General features: G+C 38.8%; 15 protein-coding genes. 7 read left to right on the forward strand and 8 right to left on the reverse strand.

Going from position 1 to position 21152, the window contains the following annotated elements:
• Window positions 1-195: 195 nt before the first annotated feature.
• The 5 genes from M23134_RS05690 to M23134_RS05710 form a co-directional block, all read right to left on the reverse strand.
• Window positions 196-1392, reverse strand: coding sequence for a glycosyltransferase family 4 protein (locus M23134_RS05690; RefSeq protein ID WP_002694514.1), 1197 nt, complete (start codon window positions 1390-1392; stop codon window positions 196-198).
• 12 nt (window positions 1393-1404) lie between these two features.
• A complete protein-coding gene (asnB, locus tag M23134_RS05695; RefSeq protein ID WP_002694515.1) occupies window positions 1405-3261 on the reverse strand; it encodes an asparagine synthase (glutamine-hydrolyzing) in 1857 nt (618 codons plus the stop codon).
• Entirely contained in the window at window positions 3261-3923 is a 663-nt protein-coding gene (nth, locus tag M23134_RS05700; protein WP_002694516.1) for an endonuclease III, read from the reverse strand. The genes asnB and nth overlap by 1 nt, the downstream gene beginning before the upstream one ends.
• A gap of 109 nt (window positions 3924-4032) precedes the next feature.
• Window positions 4033-4257 carry a hypothetical protein gene (locus M23134_RS05705; protein WP_198144983.1) on the reverse strand — a complete coding sequence of 75 codons (225 nt, stop codon included), beginning with the start codon at window positions 4255-4257 and terminating at the stop codon, window positions 4033-4035.
• The gene (locus tag M23134_RS05710; protein ID WP_002694517.1) at window positions 4241-4840 is read right to left on the reverse strand and encodes an RNA polymerase sigma factor; all 600 of its coding nucleotides are present in this window, start codon (window positions 4838-4840) and stop codon (window positions 4241-4243) included. Before M23134_RS05710 ends, M23134_RS05705 begins: the two co-directional genes overlap by 17 nt.
• A gap of 709 nt (window positions 4841-5549) precedes the next feature.
• On the opposite strand from M23134_RS05710, the gene M23134_RS05715 reads away from it, so the two are divergent.
• On the forward strand, window positions 5550-6899 hold the full coding sequence (locus tag M23134_RS05715) for a mechanosensitive ion channel family protein (protein WP_002694519.1): 1350 nt from the start codon (window positions 5550-5552) through the stop codon (window positions 6897-6899).
• Between the two features lie 23 nt (window positions 6900-6922).
• Here the strand turns inward: M23134_RS05715 and M23134_RS05720 are convergent, their stop codons facing one another.
• From M23134_RS05720 to M23134_RS05730, 3 genes are all read right to left on the reverse strand, one after another.
• Window positions 6923-8416 carry a SpoIIE family protein phosphatase gene (locus M23134_RS05720; protein ID WP_045113071.1) on the reverse strand — a complete coding sequence of 498 codons (1494 nt, stop codon included), beginning with the start codon at window positions 8414-8416 and terminating at the stop codon, window positions 6923-6925.
• A gap of 423 nt (window positions 8417-8839) precedes the next feature.
• On the reverse strand, window positions 8840-9100 hold the full coding sequence (locus tag M23134_RS05725) for a hypothetical protein (RefSeq protein WP_002694521.1): 261 nt from the start codon (window positions 9098-9100) through the stop codon (window positions 8840-8842).
• Window positions 9101-9113: 13 nt separating this feature from the next.
• Window positions 9114-10190, reverse strand: coding sequence for an outer membrane beta-barrel protein (locus tag M23134_RS05730; RefSeq protein WP_002694522.1), 1077 nt, complete (start codon window positions 10188-10190; stop codon window positions 9114-9116).
• A gap of 222 nt (window positions 10191-10412) precedes the next feature.
• Here M23134_RS05730 and M23134_RS05735 point away from each other — a divergent pair, with 222 nt between their 5' ends.
• The 6 genes from M23134_RS05735 (at window position 10413) to M23134_RS05760 (ending at window position 21128) form a co-directional block, all read left to right on the forward strand.
• Window positions 10413-11786 (forward strand): MCP four helix bundle domain-containing protein, encoded by a 1374-nt coding sequence (locus M23134_RS05735; RefSeq protein WP_002694523.1) that lies wholly within the window; start codon window positions 10413-10415, stop codon window positions 11784-11786.
• A 136-nt stretch (window positions 11787-11922) separates the two neighbouring features.
• Complete coding sequence (locus tag M23134_RS37580; protein ID WP_053337255.1) at window positions 11923-15792, forward strand: adenylate/guanylate cyclase domain-containing protein; 3870 nt, start codon at window positions 11923-11925, stop codon at window positions 15790-15792.
• Between the two features lie 110 nt (window positions 15793-15902).
• Entirely contained in the window at window positions 15903-17639 is a 1737-nt protein-coding gene (locus M23134_RS05745; protein WP_002694525.1) for a sensor histidine kinase, read from the forward strand.
• Window positions 17640-17822: 183 nt separating this feature from the next.
• On the forward strand, window positions 17823-18596 hold the full coding sequence (locus M23134_RS05750; protein ID WP_002694526.1) for a hypothetical protein: 774 nt from the start codon (window positions 17823-17825) through the stop codon (window positions 18594-18596).
• A 394-nt stretch (window positions 18597-18990) separates the two neighbouring features.
• Window positions 18991-20307 carry a hybrid sensor histidine kinase/response regulator gene (locus M23134_RS37585; RefSeq protein ID WP_002694528.1) on the forward strand — a complete coding sequence of 439 codons (1317 nt, stop codon included), beginning with the start codon at window positions 18991-18993 and terminating at the stop codon, window positions 20305-20307.
• Complete coding sequence (locus M23134_RS05760; RefSeq protein ID WP_002694529.1) at window positions 20304-21128, forward strand: response regulator; 825 nt, start codon at window positions 20304-20306, stop codon at window positions 21126-21128. The genes M23134_RS37585 and M23134_RS05760 overlap by 4 nt, the downstream gene beginning before the upstream one ends.
• Window positions 21129-21152: the final 24 nt, after the last annotated feature.

A 21152-nucleotide genomic window follows, 5' to 3' on the forward strand; every position in this document is an offset into this window, starting at 1 on the left:
GATTGTATTGGTTAATAAATAACAGAGTATTGACATCAAGTGGGAACTCCACGGAGAGTGAGTATGACCTGATAAAATATAAAATTACGTATGCTTCAATTTACGCATGTTTTAGACAAAACGTTAAAAAAATACGATGTTTGGTGCCATAAGTTATAGTAAGCAGTATGTTTTGCCTATAAAATATACAATTGATTAAACCTCTCTTCGTTTCCTTTGCTTGTCAAAGTGCGTTTTTACCAGGTTGACTACTTGTAGAGTGATTTTTTCTCTGGGAAACTGACTTTCAGCCACCTTTCGGGCATTTTGCTGGTACTTCTCCAACAAGTCAACCTGGATTACAAAAGGCATTAACTGATCTAAAAAATCGTTTGGCTTGTCAGGTGCAGCATAAAAACCACATTGATTCTCTTCCACAATTTCTTTAAGCCATCCTGAAGTATTTACAATGGTGAGCTTGCCCGCTGCCAGCGAGTCAAAAAACTTATTAGGGCTACATGTGGCCAATACTGGCTTGGCCAAAAACGAGGTATAGGTAGCCTGCGATTGATCCAATAACCTTCTGGCAGTGCCTTTGTCAACCGCCCCGTATAGTTTTACGTTGGGGAGTTTTTCTGCCTTTTGCCGAATATTTTCCAATGCTTTGCCTTCACCTATTATCCAAAACTCTATTTGATTCATGCCCCTTTTTTCAGCTAAATACGCAATTTGGAGTAAATAATCTAAATGGTTGGCTTTGCCTATGGTGCCAATATAACTAACAACAAAAGGGAACTTAGCAGGAGGAGAGGAAGGAGAAAAGAAATGACAGTCGGCCATATTGGGAGCAAGCAAAATATCCTTTTCAGGGGCTTTTTGTTGCACAGCAGCCTGCATTCCAGGCGATAAGGTTACAATTTGTAACGATTTGTGGTAAATTTTAGCCTCCAGCGCAAATAGCCTTCGCCGGAGCCAACCATTGTTGATTATCCCCATTTCTATGGGTGCTTGCGGCCACAAATCCCTTACTTCAAACACATAAGGGATACTGTGCCAACGCTTGAGCCAAAGAGCTACCCATCCAATGGTGAGCGGGGTAGAAGTAGCATAGCAAATGCAAGGAGCATTTACCGTTTGTTTTTTTATTTGACGTGCCTTTCGATAGCATTGCCAGGTAAACTTTATAAAAGAAATAATTCTTTGAACAGTGCCCAGTTTGTTATCATAATACACTGGTAAGTAGTGCACTTTTATCCCATCAATTACTTTATAGGCGTGTGTTTTTTTGTTATGAGCAGTAATCATTTCCACCTCAAACCCAGCTTCAACCATTGCCTTGGCAATAAACAAAGAACGATGACTACCTCCTTCTTCTTTAGTTTTGAAGTATTGATGTAAGTATATGACTTTCAATGCTTTGTGTAGTTAAAATTTTGCTTTTAGCCAATAGTCAAGCACAACAACTGCCCAAATCTCTGAAGTATAATCCCTTTTTTTATGCTGGTGTGTTGCCAACATCTTTTCAAACTTAGGGTAATCTACCCATTCATATATCACTGGGTGCGGTTTTTTGAGCGAGTTTGTTATCCAAGGTAGCTTGCCTTCCTGTAGCCATTTGCCAAAAGGCATGCCAAACCCTTCTTTTGCTCTTTGGGTGTATAGTTGCCCTCCTCGTTTGTTGAGCCATTCTTTCAGCAACGTTTTTTTGCCTTTTTTCAGTAGTTCAAGCGCTGGGTAGTGTTGGATGGCTTTTGTGAGTGCTTGTGATAAATAAGGTACTCGCACCTCTAGCCCTTGTTGCATCGACATAGCATCAGTCATTGCTAACACATCATTTGCCAGGTAATGTGTTTTATCATAACACAAACACCAACGTAGCCACTTCTCGGTAGTAGTATGTTGTATCTGTGGTGGTGTTAAGTGGAGGTGCTTTCTGAGCGGAATCGTTTGTAGCTGGGTAAAGTTGACAAAAGTTTGGGCAGGGTGTATATCTATTTGTTCAAAAAACTTTTGAGTAAGCCTGATTTTATTACGCCAAGGGTAAGCCTTTCCATCTGATAACCCTTGGCCTAACCACTGGGCATAAGGCTTTAGGGCATTGAGCAAGGGGCGTTTTTTGAGGTATTGGGCAAAAGCCCAATGACGGTTATACCCTGCAAAAAGTTCATCTGCCCCCGCTCCTGAAAGTATCACTTTTACTTGTTTGCGGGCTTTTTTTGCCAATAAGTAAGTCAGCAAAGCTGCCCCATCTGCTATGGGTTGATCCAGGCAAGCCACCCAATGCGCCAAATCTTTTAAATCGGTGGCGTCAATGGTGTATTCGTGGTGTACGCTTTGGTATTGTTGGGCAGCAAGCCGGGCAAAGTGAAAATCTTTTGTACCAAAGTTTTGGTTATTAACCGTGTTGACCAGAGAAAAGGAGGGAAGGTTTTGAATGCCCAGTTCCTGAGCAATGCTTAGCAACAGAGTAGAGTCAACCCCACCGCTCAAAAAGATGCCTACTGGTACATCAGCTTGCAATTGCTGTGCTATAGAGGTAATCAATAACTCTTCAATTGATTGACTATCAGGTGTTTGAGTGTCAATTGAAGAAGTGCTATAAGTGGGTGTTGTATTAGTCGGTATTTCCTGTAATTTTTGGGTGTTTACATCAAAGTTTGCCAACAGGGGTAAGTGGTAAATATTCTGACAGAAGGTTTGAGGAGGTTGGGCATACTTAAAACGCAGATAATGCCCGACTTGTCCTTCGTTTAATCGGTTAGGTGCCACGCCGCTTGCTACCACGCCGCGTATTTCAGATGAAACCACCAGGCATCGTTCGTCCTGATAAAAATACAAAGGCTTAATCAAAAAAGAGTCACGCCCCAATAAAATTTGCTGTTGTTGTATATCAAGCAAAGCAAAAGCAAACATTCCCTCTAGTGCTGCTATGCCATTGGCTCCGCGGGTTATCAACCAATACAGCAACACCTCTGTATCGGTGTTAGTTTTCCAATGGTAAGAAGTTGGTAAAGCTGCTTTGAGCTGGAGGTAATTGTAAATTTCGCCATTAAAAATAAGCACATAACGCCCATCTTCTGAGAAAAAAGGTTGATTGCTGGCACTACTCAAGTCAATGATTTTGAGGTGGTTGTGCCCCATAAATACTTGTGCACTGGCCAAATTTAAATGTTCAACATAACTGCCGTCGGGTCCCCGGTGTTGGGTAGCCACATTCATTTGCCGAACATTGTCTATATTTAAATTCCCTCGAAAATCAACAATCAGATTGAGCCCACACATTACTTATTTTTGAGATCTTTCGCTACGTTTTTATCATAATAACGACACAAATTGGTCAAATTACATTCACCACACTTAGGAGCCCTTGCTACACATACGTAGCGCCCATGCAAGATAAGCCAATGGTGTGCTTTAGGAATAAGTTCTTCAGGAATGTATTTTACCAGCGTTTTTTCTACTTCCAGAGGTGTTTTCAAGTTTTGGTTTACCAGCCCCAACCGTTTCGATACCCTAAATACATGGGTATCTACCGCCATAGTGGGTTTATTATAAATCACCGAGGCAATCACATTGGCAGTTTTACGTCCTACACCAGGCAATTTTTGTAGTTCAGCTACCGTACTCGGAATCTCAGAGTTAAAATCATCTACCAGCATTTTTGCCATGCCAAGCAAGTGTTTGGTTTTGTTGTTGGGGTAAGAAATACTTCTTATATAAGGAAACAACTCGTCAAAATTACTTTCTTTGAGTAGTTCAGGGGTGGGGAATTTATCAAAAAGGGCAGGAGTTACCATATTTACACGTTTGTCAGTGCATTGGGCACTCAATATTACTGCTACCAGCAGTTCATAAGGCGTTCGGTAACTAAGCTCAGTTTCAGGCTCTGGAAGATTCTCAGTAAAATAATTGATCAACTGCTCATAACGTTCCGCTCTTCGCATAAAATCTCAGGTTTAAACATAAAAAAATTGCTTTGCAATTAACGAATTTTCATCATTAACCACAAAGCAATCGAATGTAGAATAAAATTTTGAGAAAGAATGACAAAACTTACACCGAATGCATATCAAGCGATTGCGCGCTACTTATAATCTTCCGAATCACTTCATCTGAAGGCGATTCCATTAAATCGTCCAGATCGTGCTGGGAAGAAGTCATTTGGTCGTACAATTTCTTGAATTTGGTGTCAGTTTGTAATAAAATTTCAATAATTTCATTCTCTACCTGTGAGGTTTCTCCGTAAATATACCTCACGAGGTCATTTGGGGTATACATTTTTGTCATACGTAATTTTATATTTATTCATCTGCTTTCTAAGGTTGATGAGCGCGTAACGCATTCTACCTAAAGCCGTGTTCACACTAACATTAGTAGCATTAGCAATCTCTTGAAAGCTCATTTCTGCATAATGTCGCATTATAAGAACTTCCCTTTGTTTTTCGGGTAATTTTTGAATTAAAACCCTTAGCTTGCTATATGTTTCTTTTTTAATTTGGGCAGCCTCTATTGAATCTTCCGAAAAATTAAGGGTATTCAATACGTTTGCTCCTTCTTCGAGCAATACTTTTGGATAACGTTTTTCTTTACGGAAGTAGTCAATGGCAAGGTTATGTGCAATGCGGGTGATCCAGGGTAAAAATTTCCCTTCCTCATTGTATTTACCCGTTTTGATAGTTTTTATTGCTTTAATAAAAGTATCTTGTAGTAAATCTTCTGCAATAAAATGATCTTTAACGATTAATAAAATAGTTGTGTAAACTTTGGCCTTATGCCTGTGAACCAACGTTTCGAACGCTTTTTCATCTCCATTTTTGTAAAGTGATACTAATGTACTATCACTTATCTGATTGTGCGCCATATTTTCTTGTACATTTGATTAACGCGGACTTCTATGCCTTATTGTTTTGCCTCGCGAAAGTTTATAAAACAGTGGCAAACCACGTTTAGATTTTAAAATTTAACACCTGAATGCGAACAGTTGCTTGTTACGAATGTAATTAGATTATAATATTACTTTTTAAAGATATTATGATTAGATTTCAAGAGTGTGACAAACACCTTGCAAAACAATCAAAATTGTAGTTACCAAATTATTTAAAAGATATAATAAGTTTGTTAGTATGTTGTTTTGACAAAAGAATTCAACAAAAAGCAATATAAACGTAATCTAACTATTTTTATTACGAAGTACACCTTCATTTGGTTTGTTTTTAACATTTCGAGTTTGGTGTATTTCTAATAATTCCACTCACTTTTAAAAGCAAATCGCAATCACTATTACGTGATATATTTTAGTTTGTTATGGTTTTTAGGTAAAATACCTATAAATCACCTAGGGTTTTATGAGAAAAAAAACCATGTCTATAGGGCTTTTAAGCAAAAGCCTGTTTGGTGGTGCTTGTACTGAGTCTATCCTGTTTTTATGAAACCTTGCCTGCCTTTTTAGGTGCTTTTTCACAACTATTTAGTATGTTAGAATGTAAAAACACGTAGACTAATTCATAATTAGACTAGTTTTTGTATAACGAACTATGATCCTTATTTTCAACTTTTACGAACGATATTGAATGGACTTTTTCGCTAAAAGAAATAGCAACTTATCGACAAAAAAAAATGTAATCAAAAGCCCGCAAAGGTGGTCTGTGTTTATATGGGCATTACTGATTATTGGTTGTTTGTCGGTTACTGTAACCGCACAGGATAACAAAAAACGCACAGATTCTATCTCAAAAAGTAATACAGAGAAGCGTCAAGGCTCAACAGCTAAGAAACAAGAGGTAAAGGCGGCAAAAAAAACAAAATCTTCAGGTTTTTTCTCTAAAAAGTATTATGGCAGTACAGTCAAGCAATGGCTCATAGCACTTTCTATTATTTTGGGGGCAATCATTGTAGGGCGAATACTCTATTGGTTTTTCACTAAAATAGTGAGGATTTTTACTGATAAAACAGAAACCAAGCTCGACGATATCATCATTGATAAAATTGAAGAGCCTATAGTGGCAGCCATTGTGATTGGAGGTTTTTGGTGGGGAATCAGCTACTTGCAATTTGCAATCAAGACAAGAAATCAGATTGAAGGTATTATCTACCTGATCATTATTTTAGATATAGCCTGGCTCATTGTTCGTACTATTGACGGTCTCATAGAGGAGTATATAGTACCTATAGTAGAAGAGTCGGAGAGTAACCTCGATGACGCTATTTTGCCCATTGCCCGAAGGGGCTTCAAGGTAATTGTATGGGTAATTGCCGTAGTTGTGGGGCTCAACAATGCAGGCTATGACGTGGCCACAGTGTTGGCTGGTTTGGGTATTGGTGGGGTGGCGCTTGCTATAGGTGCACGTACTACCATTATGAATATTTTTGGAGGGCTAAGTGTATTAATCAATCAGCCTTTTAAAATTGGTGACCGGATATTGATTAGTGGACACGATGGGTATGTACAAGAGATTGGTTTAAGTAATACTCGTTTGAGAACTTTTATAGATGACTATTTGGTGACAATTCCTAACAAGGTTTTTACTGACAAAGAGGTTGTCAACATTTCGGCCGCATCAGGTGTTAAAGGCGTGTTTTTTCTCAATATTTCTACCAATACTGTTCCCGAAAAAATAACAGGCCTGACCAAGTTCTTGCAGCAACTATCAATCAATCACGAGCATTTAGAAGAAGACAACAAAACTACTTTACAAGAGTTTTCCGACTTTTCGGTCATGGTAAGGTATGTATTTTATATCAAAAGTACTTCTCCCTATTGGGACATTAAAACAGAACTTGGGGTAAGAATTATGCAGTATTTCAGAGAAAATGATATTATGTTTGCCCAGCGTAGAATGACATTCGAGTCTGAAAAAAAGGCAGCCTCTTCACCACCAGACGTAGATGATGACAAAGATGAATCTGGTTTTGGGTTTTAGCAGAAAGCAAAAGGGTATTAAACCTAGACTGTAAATTTAATACCCATTACTAAAATATCGTCTATTTGAGACTCATTACCTACTTGCATCCAGTTTTCCAGCGTTGATTCCAGTATAGACTTTTGTTGACTAAGAGGTTTTTGATAGTTTTCTTTCAATGCTTTTTCAAAACGTGCATTCATAAACTTTCTGCGGTCTGGACCTCCAAACTGATCTAAATATCCATCTGAAAAGAGATAAACCATGGTAAGTTGGCTATAGGTAATCGTGTGTGCAGTAAAAGGATTTTCTTGGATATTGTCTCCACCTATTGCAAACCTATCTCCTTTGATCTTATGAAGCTCATTATTCTTTATATATACCAACGGGTTTTTTGCCCCCGCAAAATGTATTTCACTTTTATCTTTGGGTTTAGAAATTAGTGAAATATCCATCCCATCTTTATTATCATTATCTTCTTGATGAAGTGTTTTTCTAACTTTCTGGTGCATTTCATACAATATTTCGTTTGGCTCAGTAATCTTTTCTGCCTTTACTATATCGTTTAAAATAGCAACCCCAATCATAGAAAGAAAAGCCCCTGGTATGCCATGCCCTTGACAATCGACGGCAGCTGCTATGTAATGGCTTTCTGTTTCCACCAGGTAGTAAAAATCACCAGAAACTACCTGAAGAGGTTTAAATAAAATAAACAAGTCTTTATTCAAGTAATTAGAAATACTTGAGTCTATGGATAAGCAAGCATTTTGGATGGTTTGAGCATATTTGATAGAAGCTATGAGGTTGTCATTTTGTACTTGAGTTTTTACTAATACCTGGTTGAGCATTTGATTTTGGGCTTCTATTTCTTCTTTATTCTCCTGTAGTGCGACTGTATTTTCATTGATTTGCTTGAAAGTTGGTCGGAAAATAAAAAAACCTTCGATACCAAGTAATAATAAGGTAACACTCATTAGCATCATCTCTAAGTTACGAAACTTAGTGATGTTGTCTTTACTAAGTTTAGCAAATTGAAACGTGATATGATTCATGAGCTTTAGAAACTCTTCTTCATTATTTAGTATTTGATCGACATAGGCTTTTTGCTCTAAGGTATTGATTGAAAAACGAGCTTGGATGAGTTTTTGGGAAGCTTGAGTTATGCTGTCTTTATAGGGTTTTATTTGTCTGAATTTCTTTTTGTTGACTTGATCGAGGTCGGGTTTAGGTAAGTTAAGCAGTGCATCCCCTTTTAAAAGACCTTGATGGGAATGATTCCAAAGGTTTAAAGCGAGTTTGAGTTTTTGTTGATGCTGACTAAACTCGGTGATGTTTTTTGCCCTCAGGATCAGTAGTGCCTCTTTGGTAATTTTCTGGCTAAACATTCTTTGACGCCCCGAAATATTGATAATGTGAGAATTCTCTTCTTCTTTATGCAGGTATATTTGTAAAAATAATTGGCTCCCAATTGTAAACGCTGCAATCATAAATAGGGCAACTATGTATATGTATGTATATTTCCTTGTATGTATTTGCATAATTGCAATTTTGATAAAATCTAAAGCATCATTTAGAGGTATACATATTGTGCAGTAAGTTTTTTTTAAAGAATTGTCAAAACAATGATTTAGTATAAGTCCAGAGCCCTGTTTCGTTAGTAACTAACGAGTGTGTAAGTTGCTTATTTTTAGATATTTATAGTTAGAGGCTGCTTTGCCCATTCTCTTTTTTTGAGTACTGGCACTTTTATCACAAATGTTCAAAAAAAAGAAGTTACCCAGTTAAATTACTGGTAATCAGCAGTTGGTTTTATATAAAGTGATGGTGAATGGTTAGTATAACTTATGTTTGCAAAAACTATACAAGGCATTGCTTTTTACTTTTGCCAGAGGAAAATAAAAAGTAAGATAAAGAGTTTTGATGCAGCAGTCAGCTCTACCAAAGAAGAGTATTGAAAACACTTACTCTTCTCCTTTAATCTCCAGATAATCTTGCCACATAGCCCTTAATGTACCCAAGCGGGCTTTTTCTTTGTCTTTAAGCAATACATATTTGGCTGGTTTACTGCCTTCAGTAGTCGTTTGTTCAGGGGTATAGATAAAGGTGAAAACACTGTCGTGGCGTCTAAACTTAATATATGTTTTATTGTTTTTGGTTTGTTTACTCACCGTGTGGTACAGCCTTGCTTCATCTATAGCCTGGTATATATCTTTTACTTCCATTGATTTACTTTGGTTAAAATTTAAGTGCCATTGAAAATGTCACAAAAGCATCATTGTTACTTCTCATGTTTTCTTTAGGGAATAACTCATCTGGGGCAGTGAAAAATTTGCCTTCCAACCTGATAGCCATGTTTTTTTGTGGGCGATAAGCCAAGTTGAGCGACCCAGTATTGAGCATAAAACCATTGGGTGTTCCTGTATTCATCAATACTTCACTGGGGTCGTTGTAGTTTTCAAAAAACGCGGCTATTGACCACTTGTCAGAGAGTTTGTAACGCAACCATACAAAAAACTCGGTAGCTGTATCATAAGCCGAGGTGCCCAGCTGTTCTTTTGCGTGATACTCTACAGTAGCGGCTACCTGTAGTCGGTCAGTAATGTCATATTTTACATAAAAGTCATTAAAAAAAGCAATTTGAGCCGAGAGACTGTCTAGGTTATCGTTTCCTATATAGTTGCCATAACCTATCAAGAGCTGATCGTTGACCTGATAACTGGCGGTGAGCATCAGTGACTTAGCTGAATTATTGTCTTGTATTTTTTGTAGTCCGTTTACCAGCGAAACATCCAGGGTAAATTTCTTAGAAGGAGTCCAGGTGAGGGCAAGCCCCGATTGGTAATAAGGCATAATATCGGCAGCAAAAGACCGTGAATACACAGGGTTTTCGATAGATAAGTTACTTTCAAGGTTAATGGCTGCTTCTCTGATGCCTATAGTAGCTTTGAGTTCATTGGTAAGCTTATAAGACACGTTTGCCAAGTAAATGTTTCTTAAAAAACCGGGCTCTCCAGCGTAATTGTTTCTCACGAAGGTTCCTTCTTGTAAAGCGAAGTTGGCTTCTACTTTTCCTTTTTGATAATTCGCTTGTAAAATCCCCCAGTTAAGGTTAAATTCATTATGCCGGGCAGGTTGGGTAAAGTATGCTAGGTTTTTGCTAGTGGGATTATTAAAGGTATAAGTATAATAACTGTCAACAAACCCAGAAATGGTGAAAGGGCTTGTTTCTTTGCTTTTTTGTCCCTCTTCCTGGGCAAAACAATTACATTGTGCAATGATACAGCATAAGATAATGAGTAAGCTTGGTTTCATATAAAAGGTTTGTTAAGATTTTTGTTGAAAACAGCATATACCCCCAAGCGCACAGCTTAGGGATAAGCGCTAATGATTGCCAAAAATATAAAAAAAGAGCAGATGGGAAACTATTATGTTTTTTTTAAGCAATTTTTAAGTTGTAGGCGCACAAGTACAACATCATAGTATTGTTTATTTTTCAGATAGTTTCTAAAGTTTATTATCATAGTTTAATACTTTATGGCAAAGAGTCAAACCACTCCACGTCGTTTTTATTTATTTGTGTTAGGGCTTATGGGAGCCTTCATCATCGTTTTTGTGTATTGCCTGAGTATTATGCTATTGGCAAACCGCAAAGCGGAGCCATTGACCAAAAGCGAAAGAAGTATTAGGGCGTTGGGCAAAGCTTATATACAGTTTGGATACTATGAGTTGAGAGAGTTTTACCTGACTTTGGCAGCAAAAGAAGAAAAAAGGGCTGACTTGATTAAAGAAACAGATAGCCTTTGGGCACACATTGAAACAAACATCGCTCAGTACCAAAAGTATACTATGTTAGAACAGCCTGCTGCAACTACGCTTCGTAAAATGTTGCAGGCTTACCGCCAAAGTTCCCTTACCAGAAGAAAGCTGTTGGAGTCGGGGCAGTTCAATCAGGCGTTAAGTCATTTAACCTCAAACCAACACCAGCAGGTATTTTATAAGCAAGAAGAATTGTTTGGTGATATAGGTGACTTGTTGCCTTACCAAATGCAAAAGTTATTGAAACCCGAAGCGTCAGCCTATGTCCATGGGCTCTCGGGTATGGTAAGCGCTGGTTGGGTACTTATAGTGGCTTCAATTATAATCTTTATTTTTATTCAATTAGCATTTGATGCTTTTGAGCGCAAGTTGTTGGTCAAAAGAATATTGCCTTTACTTATTCTTATCAATGTAGTTGTTCAGGGCATTGTATTGTTTAAGCCTTCCCCTCGTTTTGGTGCCAAGTATCAACTGGTACAAGACCATACCCTCTTTATCAATTTTATGAGCTATTTTAATCATTATACCCAGTTAGAGTTTAAGCATGCACTAGACTCATCACGCTTGGTAAAAAAACAAATAGAGGAGGAGATGGCTGTATATCACCGCTCGGTGCGTCAGACATTGCGCGATAGCCAGCATAAGTTGGGCTCAAGGTTTAAACATGAGATCTCGCAATTAAAAAAGCTCAGAAAAGAGTATTTCACCAAGCAAAGGATTCCAGCACTGGTTTATTCGTTCAACAGTGGAGAATTGGCTGCTTTGAGATTATTGATGCCGAGTGGACATTTGTCAGACAGCACCTTAAACAGTCTTGACCCAGAGTCGGTAATATATGAAGAAGGACAAAATGCCAGGATTATTCGTGAGTTTCACCAAAGTTTTGATAAAATATTGCAGGGGCTAGATACACATTACCCCGTGGCTGTTCAAAAACTTTGTCAAAAGAATCCATATCGAGGGTTTTACTGGGGAGGAATTGGCTTGTGTGTGTTAGGCTTGATTTGGCTTTTATGGCGTTTTAGAAAGCCCAAGAAATGGGTGGTATACAAAGCAAAAAGTCATTTTTTAGTCAAAAAGCAATTAAGTTAGTATTGAATTTGTGCATTGATAAAAAAACGTATCTTTGTTAGTAAAGGGGGCATTATATCCCACCCTCTCATTGACAACTGCATATGTGAAAATATAAAACCTCATTACAGGAATTTATAACCTAAAAGAAAAAGGTATGAACAGATGGTTTTCTAAACTTCCTATCTACATAAGGCTTCGCATAGGGTTTGGTGTTGTGCTGGTGCTTACCCTGGCCATGACCATCTTCTCTATCCAGCAGTTAGAGCAGCTCCACAAGAAAACTAAAGAAATCAACGAGAAATGGTTGATCAACGTGAGAGAAATCTCAGAATTTAGTACCAACCTGGGGTACTATTCTATCAGTGAGTTTCGTCACATTAATTCGAGCGACCCAGTAGCAAAAAAACAGATAGAAGAAGAGATGGCAAACATTCGCCGTAAGCTCCGTAAAAGCCTGGATCGTTATGAAAAACTCGTAGTCACTAACAAAGAAAGGGCTTTACTGAGAAGTGTTAAAAAAATGCGCCAAAACTATTTTTCTGTTCTTTCGGCACCTGTGCTGGAGCTGTCGCGCCAGGGTAGGACAGAAGAAGCTACTAAACGGGTGTTGTCGGGAGCCAATGCCAAGGCGATTCAAGACATTAAGGAAAAGCTGGATGAGATTGTATTAGAAAATAAAAAAGGAAGTACCAAAGCTGCCAGCGACAGTGAAGCCATTTACGAGCGATCTACTACTGAGGTGTGGGCTATTTTGATTGCAGCTATTTTTCTGGGAGTTTTAATTTCTATGATGGTATCGAGCAACATCAGGAGGCAAATAGGTGGTGAACCACATATTATAGCCAATATTGCCCAGAAAGTATCATCAGAGGGAGATTTGGATATTCACTTTGATGCAGGACAAAATGCTGGTATTTATGGTTCGGTCAGGCAAATGGTCAATACTTTTAGAGAGATTGGTAGTGTAACAGCTGACTTATCCAAAGGGCACTCTGCTGAAACGCTTAGAGTAAAAAGTGATAAAGATACGCTTGCTTTGTCTATCAATCAGATGATTGATAATTTTAAAAAGGTGATCATGCAGGCGAATGAAATAGCCAAGGGTAATTTTTTGGTGCAAATAGATTTACGCAGCGAACAGGATGAGTTGAGCATTGCTTTGCAGCAAATGACTAAAAGTTTGAGTGAAAACAAACTGAAAAACGAGCAGGAAAATTGGGTAAAAGATGGAATCAACCAGTTGAGTAAAGATATTTCCAGCGACATTTCTCTTGAAAAAATTTGTCGTCAATCCATTAGTTTTATTTCCCGTTATGTAGAAGCTGCCCAAGGGGTGATCTATTTGTATGACAAAGAAGATGAATATTTGAGCTTGTATGCTACCTATGCGTTCAAAGAACGCAACGACATTTCTAACAAATACAAATTGGGAGAGGGGCTGGTAGGACAGGTAGCCCTTGAGCAAAAACCTATTTTGTTGAAAAACGTGACCCGCAAAGAGTCGGTAGTGCATACTGGAGTGATTAGCGAAGCCCCTCTGTATATTTACGCCCTCCCTTTGGTGTTCGAAAATGAATTGCATGGGGTTGTCGAGCTTGCCTCATTTGAAGAATTTACCCAGCTTAAGCAGCGTTTTTTGGATGAAGCCGATCGTATTTTGACTACTTACCTACATTCTGCCCAACAAACCGAGGAGGTGAGGCGTTTACTGGTGATTGCAGAAGAGGCAAAACAAGAAGCCGAAACTAAGGCCCAGGAGCTTGCCCAATCGCAAGAAGAACTAAGGGCTACCTCAGAAGAGCTACAGCACCGCAACGAAGCCCTGGAAAAGCACACCAACGAAATAAACGAGGTAAACGTAAGGTTGGAACAAAACCAGGAAGAATTGCAAAGCCAACAGGATGAACTAAAAAATCAAAATGCCACGCTCGAAAAAGCCCGTCTTGAGCTTGCTAGACGCACCGAACAACTAGAGCTTGCCAATAAATATAAATCAGAATTTTTGGCAAATACTTCTCACGAAATACGCACTCCTTTGAACGGAATCATTGGGCTTACTGAATCGTTGATTGACGGAGCAGCCGGACCTTTGAACGAAAAGACCATGAGTAACCTTGAGTTGATCAACAGTAGCGCCATCCGTTTGTCTACCTTGGTAAATGATATTCTTGATTTTTCACGAATGGAAAACCACGAATTGGGTATTCAAAGGAAACCTACCGATTTTTATGCCATTGTAGATGTGGTGGTACGAGTAAGTCGAGAGCTGATAGGAGACAAAGACTTGGTGCTGGTAAATACTATAGGCAAAGACATTCCAATTATAGAAGGAGACGAAAACCGATTACAACAGATATTATATAACTTGATAGGCAATGGTATTAAGTTTACCGAAAGTGGCCAGGTAACTTTATCGGCTAAAACGACCGATGCCTTTTTAAGCGTAAGCGTAAAAGATACAGGGATAGGTATATCGCCCGAAAGTCAAGACCGGATTTTTGAGTCGTTTGAGCAAGAAGATGGTTCTACTTCCCGTAATTATGGGGGAACTGGCTTGGGGCTGGCCATTTCTAAAGAATTGGTAGAGCTTCACGGAGGAACCATTCAACTGAAGTCGGAAGTGGGCAAAGGATCGGAGTTTATATTTACTCTGCCAATATCTCAAAACCAAAGCATTGCAAGAAAGAGCAAAGAAACGCCATTATCTATAGATCCGCCACCATTGGCAAACAATGAGGAAGAAACAGCCGTTAGTTCGTTATTGAATCAAAATATTTTTGATAAGTCTGCAGTCGTATCAGCTCCTGATTTGGAAAGTATAGAGAGCAATGAACGATTAATTGCCCATATAAATAGCAATTATCAGGTGAAAATTTTGGTGGTAGATGATGAACCCGTAAATTTACAGGTCTTAGAAAATCATCTTTCAATTCAAAATTACAACATCACTCAAGCATCAGACGGCTTAAAAGCACTAAAAATTATTAAGGAAAGCAAAGAGCCATTTGATATTATTTTGCTGGATGTGATGATGCCTAAAATGTCGGGTTATGAAGTATGCCGAACTATTCGGGAGCGGTTTCCACTGGTTGAATTGCCAGTATTGATGCTCACTGCTAAAAACCAGCCTAAAGACATCGTAGAAGGTTTTGACGCTGGAGCAAACGATTACCTTACCAAACCTTTTTCTAAGGTAGAGTTACTATCACGTATTAAAACCCATGTATTACTAAAACTGACCAGCGAAAATCTGCAGACCGCCAACGAAAAACTACAAGAGTATAATGCTACTCTTGAGCAAAAAATAGAAGAGCGTACGGAGGAAATCAATACCTTATTGTTGAATATTTTGCCAGAAGAAGTAGCCAATGATCTAAAAACCAACGGCAAAGCACCTGTAAAGTATTATGCCATGAGCACGGTGTTATTTACTGACTTCCAAGGGTTTACCAAGCAAGCCTCAGAGATGGACAGCAAAGAGTTGGTAGAAGACCTAAACGAGTATTTTGCGGGTTTTGATGACATTATGGAGCAATATAACCTGGAAAAAATCAAAACTATTGGTGATGCGTATATGGCAGCTGGTGGTATACCACAGTCTAATACAACCAACCCAGTAGATGCAGTACTTGCCGGACTGGCTATTCAACAGTTTGTAGCAGCAAAACGAGCCGAAAGAAAAGCAGAAGGCAAACAGTTTTGGGATGTTAGGCTAGGCGTTAATACAGGAGAGGTAATAGCGGGCGTTATAGGTACAAAGAAATTTGCCTATGATGTGTGGGGCGACTCGGTAAATACGGCGGCTCGAATGGAAAGCGGTGGTAAAGTAGGAGAGGTGAACATTTCGCATAATACGTATGAAATGGTGAAAGACTATTTTGATGTAGAGCACCGTGGCAAAGTAAACGCCAAAGGTAAAGGAGAGGTAGATATGTATTTTGTGAAAAGGATTAAGTCTGAGTTGTCAGCAGATGATGCCGGAACTAAGCCTAATCAGGCTTTTTGGGTAAAGCTAGAGGGGTAAGCGCTTGTTTAAAGTTAGCCTATAAGCTTTAAGGTGGACGAAGAATAATACTTAAATGAGGTACAGGGGCAACCCAATGGCCTGATGCTTTAAATAAATGTTAATTGACGATGTATAATAAACTAAAGGTAGGTCTGTGTTTGTGTGTAGTGTTGTTGAGTAGTGTGGCAATGGGGCAGTCAGGCTCTAAGCTCACCAGCCAACCTGCAGGAGAGGTAAGAACATTGATGGCAGCTGCAGATGCTTTTATGAAAAGTGGGTCGTATCGCAATGCTTATAATACCTACCTAAAGTTAGTCAATGTATACAAGCAAAAAAATAACCAGGCAGGGGTAGTAGCCAATGTAGATAAAATTATTGCGTTACACGAACAAAAGAAAATCAACCTTCCCTCTAACACCCTGATCAACTATTATGCTACCCGAAGTAGAGCTGCCAATGCTCTTGGACTGAAAACTACCCCCAAGATGTACTTGAATATGGCTGAAGTGTATGCCAAAGCAAAACAGATGAAGAAGGCTGTATACTTTGCCGAAAAAGGCTTGAGGTTATCTAACAACACCGAAACCGCTGATTTGCTCAATACCCTTTTGCGTAACCTGGATGTAGACAAAGTGGACTATAACGGTAACTATGGATTAAAGGCAAAGCTGAAGGCAGTACAACAGGAACTGGTACGCAAAGAAAATGCTTTGCAACGTCTAAAACGTCAAAGTGCTTTATTACGCAAGCAAATACTTGGGCAGGCAGAAGACTTAGAAAAAATGGACAGAAACCTTAAGTCTCAAACTGCCATTGCCAAGAACCGCCACCGAGTGAATGAACAACTCGAAGACTCTAACAATAAACGTAAGTGGTGGAACATTGTATTGGTATTTTTAGCATTGGTAGGTTTCATTGCTGGAGGTTACTCTGCCGCAAGGCTCTATTTCAATGGGCGTCAGCGCAAGCAAATAAATAGTAAGCTAATGAATAAAGAGGCTGCTTTGCTCACTGCCAAAGATAAGCTACTGGATGCCAAAGACACCATCCAGTCTCAAAAAGAAGAGTTGCAAGATAAAAAATATACTATTCAACGCCATTTGTCAGAAATAGATGGTAGAAAAATAGAGTTGGTAGAGCTTACCGAGCAAGCACAGTTGCAAAAACGCCAATTGGCATATATGAAAGAGTCTAAGGTACAACTTGCCGAAACCATTGCCCAGGATTTAAAGAAGCCTTTAGATGTGATTTTGCGCAGTAAAGATTTAGTAGCTATTCAGGGAGCTGGTGACCAAATGAAAAAGTATACTGAAGAAATGCTTGCCATTCAGCAATACCTCAATGGCCACCTTGACTTAAAAATTGCTGATTTTAACTTCCATTATGTAGTGCAACAAACCATCGCTCCCTGGCTGGCTCAGGCAGAGAAGAAAGGCGTCATTGTGGTAAACCAGGTACCTGCGCAATATTGGGGTACTTTTGACAAAGGTTTGATTAGTCGTGTGATAGAAAAACTTTTTCGCAAGGCTATACAACATACCCTCACTGGAGGTAAAGTAGCTATTTCAGGGAAGCCAATACACCCCACAGAGACAAACGACCATTCAATTGGTGGGTTAGAGTTATCCATAGCCGACGATGGTGCCAGTATTTTGTATGATGAATTTCAGAAAATATTTCAACCATTGATGGATTTAAATGCCAGAGAGTTTTCTGACAAAGCATTGGCTGGTATTGACCTTACCTTTTGTAAAGTAGCACTAGAAGCACATCAAAGTAATATAAAAGTAGCATCAGAGACTGGAGTTGGCACTACTTTCACTTTTCAATTGCCACTGGGTTCTCCACAACAAATGATTGATTAATTCCATCGATCGTAAGTATTAATACTCAGATATTTAGCCTTTTTATTCTATAAAAAATTACGCTGTAGCACCTTTGTTGCAGGTAAATCATCGCATCCCCTCTTTGCCCCCCTTACCTTTGTAATATACAAATCAGACCTATTTCTGTTTTCATATTACTTCATTAAACTATACAGTGCAAAGATGGAAAATCATATTGCATATACCCTACTTCAGAACAATCCAGGCAAATTAATTTGCTCTCCAGCATTTCAGGCAAGCATCCGTAAAGTTGTAAACAAATGGGTACAACGCGGTTTTATTAAATATGGTCATACCGATGATTTAACCCAAGAGGTAAATGCCCTACTCTTAGAAAAACGTTGTTACCAGATTCAGAAAAATTATAAACTTGAATATGGTAGTCTGGTACTTTATTTTGAGCGTGTAGTGTATAACCTTTGTGTAGACTTGATAGTAAAACCTACCAAAATAGACAAATACTGTTATTCTCTGGATGATGTTAATCCGCGTTTTGTGGCAATGCACAGCCAATATGAAAACGACTTATTAGAGATAGAGAAAAGCCGACTGGTATTGCTTCTCAATAAATTTAATGAGAACAAAGACAAGTTTTTACTGTTGCTAAAATTATACAGCAGGCTTCCTCTGACTACCAATGACATAAAAGACATCAGCCAAAAGGTCAATCGTAAAGCGACCAAAGAGTTGTTGAAAAACTTTGGGAAGTCTTATACAGACATAGAAGATCGGGAAATTTTTGAAAAAATAACCCCCATTTTTAATTTGGCAGAGCAGAAAAAAGTATCACCAGACGCCACCAGAAGGTGGTTTTCGTCTAAGGTAAATTTATTAATTGAAAAAATGAACCGAAAAACACAAGGCATTGAATATGACCGTGAGGCATTGAAAAACCTTACCCAGATTGTGTTTAACAGAGTGTCATTGTCTGCTTAAATTTTGTGTTGTTTTGGGGCGGTCTCATAATCATTTCATTAGCCCACACTTGCCAGGTTTTTAAAATCTGGCAAGTGTAATACTTTAAAACCCATTTTTTGGTAATGTTTGAGTCATGAGATAGCCCCAAGGGTAAAATCTTCGTGTTGTAAACCAAGCATTTTTATACATTTCCTGTATTATTGTCTAAAAGTATCACCTGTTTTGATTTGTTACTTAGTCAAGATTAAATTTAAGGATATACTTGCGAAATAGTGTTACACTTCTTTGTTGATAAAAATTCATATAACTCAGCGGAATTCAAAAAGCAAACTGTAGCGCCCTGAATTATTTCACTAAATCTTATCTCCAATTCAATCCTTGACTATTTGGTACCCAAAAGACCTCATAATGTATGAAAGAGTATAGCATTCTTGTGATTGATGATCAATACAATAATTTAAAAACTATTACGGCTTATTTTGATGCCTCACTAGAGCCTTATGCCATCTTGGGAGCCACCAGCGGCATGATGGGGTATCAACTGGCGCTTGACAAACGCCCTGACCTGATTATTATGGATTGGGAAATGCCAGAAATGAGTGGAATTGAGGCGGTAAAAAAACTAAAAGCATCACCTGTTACCAAAGACATTCCCATTATTATGGCTACTGGGGTAATGACTCATCCCGATGACCTGCGTACAGCACTGGAGGCGGGTGCCATTGATTATGTGCGTAAACCTATCGACAAAGTAGAATTACTGGCTCGTACCCGTTCAGCTATTGCCTTGTCAGAGTCTTATCAGCAAATCAAACTTTTGTCAGACTTTAAACAAGCAATGACCCACATGCTGGTGCATGATCTCAAGAATTCATTGGGGGTAGTGATGAATTTATCTGAAAAGCCTAAAGTAATAGAGGCTGGACGACAAATGACTCATTTGGTCATGAACTTGTTAGATGTACAAAAGTTTGAAGATGCCAACATTGAAGTACAAAGTGTACCTTATCCGTTTGTGCAGGTGTTGGCGCAGGCAGTGTCTCAGGTAGACTATTTGCGGATGCAAAAAAACATTGCCTTGGACTATGACAATCATTTAAAAGCCTTGGTGTTGATAGATGAAGGCTTGATTTTAAGGGTTTTGGTAAATTTATTACACAATGCCATTAAGTTTAGCCCTCAAAACAGCACCATCAGCATAAAGGCAGAAGCAGTAAAAAGCGAATGGCTTAAGGTGCAAATCACGGATCAGGGAACAGGAATAGCTACGTCACATATTGAGAAGATATTTGATAAATACTATCAGGTAGAAGTAAAAAACCAAGAACAGATTCAATCAACAGGGTTGGGGCTTACTTTTTGCAAATTTGCGATAGAAGCTCATGGAGGCGAAATAGGGGTAGAGTCGCGAGAAGGAGAGGGGAGTACTTTTTGGCTCACTTTGCCTATGTCTTTCAGGGCGTCAGCTGCTACTGTTGGTGGTGTGCTGGAAACTGCCAACCTAGGGAACGATATAATGCTTACGGTAGATGATCAACAGGCGTTGGCTACTTTCCGGGCAGACATAGTTGTGCTGAAGTTTTATGAGGCCTCCAAACTCAAACGTTTGTTGAATAATATTCCTGCCCAAAGTGCCTCTGTTGAGCGTTGGAAAGAAGCCATTCAACAAGCTGTATTAAACTCAAATAGAACACAATTCGAGTACTTGAAAAGCTTATTAATTGGATGAAAGAATATAGAGTTTTAGCCATTGATGATGAACAGTATAACTTAGATGTTTATTTACAACTGTTTGAAGATAAAACTAACTATGAGTTAATGGTGGCAAACAATGGCACAATGGGGTATGAAATCGCCATTGAGCTATTACCCGACCTGATCATTACCGATTGGCAAATGCCTGATATTGATGGTATTACGCTTATTACTAAGTTTAAAGCTGAAAAAAACACCCAGGACATTCCCATTATAGTAGCCACCGGAGCCATGACCTCCCCCAAAGACTTAAAAACAGCGTTGACTTCGGGTGCTATTGATTATGTACGCAAGCCCATAGATGAGGTAGAGCTACTTGCCAGAGTAAATGTGGCGTTGCGTTTAGCAGCTGCTTATGCAGAAGTCAAACTTGCCAAAGAGCAACAGCAAAGGCAGTTGGCAACCCTTACCTTACAAAGCAATCATAAAGATAAGCTACTTACTCAAATTCAGCAGAAGCTTGAACAAGCCCCCATATCGGTGAAACCTTTTCTGAAGCCCATTATCAAAGAAATTAGCAGCGAGGTTCGGTTTTCCCAGGATTGGGACTCTTTTAAAATGCATTTTGAACAAGTGCATCCACAGTTTTTTGCCCGGCTGCAAAGAAAATATGCCGAGCTGACACCTTATGAGCTGAAGTTTTGTGCTTATACTAAGATGAACTTGAGCACAAAAGAGATAGCCGACTTGCTCAACATTACTCCCCGGTCAACACAGGTAACCCGTGGGCGTATTAAAAAGAAAATGGGACTAGACAAAACGTGTGATTTCAGAGAATACTTTTTGAAATATTAATATTGTGAGAAGATATAGAACATA

The sequence above is a fragment of the Microscilla marina ATCC 23134 genome (assembly GCF_000169175.1).
Taxonomy (GTDB): Bacteria; Bacteroidota; Bacteroidia; order Cytophagales; family Microscillaceae; genus Microscilla; species Microscilla marina.